Raw genomic sequence first — 361 nt, forward strand, 5'->3', positions numbered from 1 at the left:
TATCTATTATCACTGCTTATGATGGATTAGATGAGTTTTACTTTACGCCCAGTGTTTATGAAAGTAGAAAATCTAATGAAGTTATTATATCTAGCCAAGCTGATTTTTATAATGCAAATAAATCACTAGATATTAGCTTTGATTCTATTAGTAATGATGATTTTCCAAATGATTTAGCTAACAATAATGCGTTAGAATCTATATTAGAATCACTTACAAAGATTTATGATAAAAAGCATTTTAGTTATAGAATCTTTAGTGTTAGGGTGGCGTATAGTATGTATGAATATATGTTAATTATCCCTAAAAAGATTCCAAAGTTTATCTACAAAATGCTAAAAGAAAAACGAAAGGGTGATGA

1 protein-coding gene is annotated in these 361 nt (G+C 27.1%); it reads left to right on the plus strand.

Annotation, left to right across the window (positions count from 1 at the left end):
• The coding region (locus ACWIX0_RS14310) for a hypothetical protein (protein WP_454174632.1) at positions 1 to 361 on the plus strand (361 nt) is incomplete at both ends.

The sequence above is a fragment of the Helicobacter sp. T3_23-1059 genome (assembly GCF_053654515.1).